General features: G+C 73.2%; 2 protein-coding genes. Both read left to right on the top strand.

Features of this window, described 5'->3' with window-relative positions; translation table 11 throughout:
• The first annotated feature begins 171 nt into the window (after positions 1-171).
• Positions 172-1,227, top strand: a complete 1,056-nt coding sequence (locus BN4332_RS22510; protein WP_435405205.1) for a P-type ATPase actuator domain-containing protein — start codon at positions 172-174, stop codon at positions 1,225-1,227.
• A partial coding sequence (locus tag BN4332_RS34565; RefSeq protein ID WP_235654172.1) for an HAD family hydrolase occupies positions 1,152-1,848 on the top strand: 697 nt, incomplete at its 3' end. The genes BN4332_RS22510 and BN4332_RS34565, both read left to right, overlap by 76 nt.

Genomic DNA, 1,848 nt, shown 5'->3' with positions numbered 1-1,848 from the left:
GCAAACGGCAAGACCCGCGGCCGGGTGCTGGTGCGCCACAGCCACGATCCCCTCGCCCACCACGTCCTGGCCGAGATCCGCCGGGCCGGCGCGCAGGCGGTATCGCTCGACATCGATCAGCTCGGCGATCTGCGGTCGTCGTTCGACGACCTCTATCGCGCCGAGGACGACATGGATGCGGCGCTGGCCGATGCCGTCGAAACCCTGCAGCGCGACGGGCGCACCGTGGTGGTGTTGTCGGCGGACGCGGTGCGGACGCTCAGCGCCGCCGATCTCGCCGTCGGAGTGCTCGGTTCCCGCGCCGAGGCCGGCATCCCATGGCACGCCGATGTCCTCTGCGTGGACCTCGCCGCGGTATGGCGACTGCTGCATGCCATGCCCGCCGCTCGCCGGGCCAGCGAGCGCGGGGTGGAACTCGCGACCGGCAGCACGCTGCTCGGCGCTCTGCTGATGGTGCCCGGGGTCCGCGGCCGCGGTCCCGGACCCATCACCGCGGGTGCCGCCGCGGGCCTGGTCTCCGGATACTGGCTGGCCCACCGGGCGCTGCTGGATCCGGTGCCCAAGGCCGCGGCCGTCGAGGACTGGCACGCCATGACGCCCGAGCAGGTGCGGGCGCGGCTGGCCGAATTGGCCGATTCGGGCGAGGATTCGGATACCCGGGAGGCCCGCGAGGTGCCGTGGCACCGGAACCTGGTCCCCCGTCAGCTCGCCGAACTGGGCACCGCGCTGCGGGGGGAGCTGTCCGATCCGCTCACCCCGGTGCTCGCCGTCGGCTCGGCCGCCAGTGCGATGCTCGGTTCTCCGGTGGACGCGGTACTGGTCGGCTCGGTGCTGACCGGCAACGCCATCCTGGCTGCCACGCAACAGGTCCGGGCCGAACGTCTGTTGCGCCGTCTGTTGGCCGTTCAGGATCCGCCGGCCCGCCGGGTCGTGCGGCGCGACGATCGCGATGATCTCGAGAGCGTGCCGGCGGCGCGGCTGCGCCCCGGCGATGTCATCGAGGTGCGCCCCGGTGAAGTGGTGCCTGCCGATGCCCGGATCCTGGAGGCGCTCGACGCCGAGGCCGATGAAGCCGCGCTCACCGGTGAGTCGTTGCCGGTGCCCAAGCAGGTCGAGGCCACACCCGGTGCGGTCCTCGCCGAGCNGTCGCGGTGGCCGTGGCCGCCGTGCCCGAGGGGTTGCCGCTGGTCGCGACGTTGGCGCAGCAGGCGTCGGCGCGACGTCTGACCCGGGCCGGGGCGTTGGTGCGCAGCCCCCGTTCGGTGGAGGCGCTCGGCCGGGTGGACGTGGTGTGCTTCGACAAGACCGGCACCCTCAGCGAGAACCGGTTGCGGGTGACGCAGGTCCGCACCGTGGGCAGCGGCGCCTCCGAGCAGCAGGTCCTCGACTGTGCTGCCCGGGCCACGCCGCCCAAGAACGGGTCGCACTACGAACACGCCACGGATGCCGCGGTGGCCGAGGCCGGCCCCGACCTATCCGAGCAGACCGGCGTCTACCTGCCGTTCCGCTCGGGCCGCAAGTTCTCGGCCGCACTGCTCGGGGATGAGCTGGTGATCAAGGGGGCGCCCGAGGTGGTGCTGGCCGCCTGCGGTGAGCTGGCCCCCGCCGTCGGGCGCACGGTCGACGAGATGGCCCGCGACGGATTGCGGGTGCTCGCGGTGGCCCGGCGTCCGGTCACCGGGGCCGCCGCACGTGGCCGGGCGGACGCCGACCACCTCGCCGAACTGTGCACCAGGAAACTGGAGTTCGTCGGCCTGTTGGGCCTGTCCGATACCCCGCGTCCCGAGTCGGCGAATGTGTTGACGGCGTTGCGGCGCAACGGGATCGGAGTCCGGCTCATCACCGGTG

The organism is Mycolicibacterium houstonense (assembly GCF_900078665.2).
Taxonomy (GTDB): Bacteria; Actinomycetota; Actinomycetes; order Mycobacteriales; family Mycobacteriaceae; genus Mycobacterium; species Mycobacterium houstonense.
The sequence above is the reverse complement of the archived record's forward strand: the minus strand, read 5'-3'. Positions and strand labels throughout refer to the sequence as shown.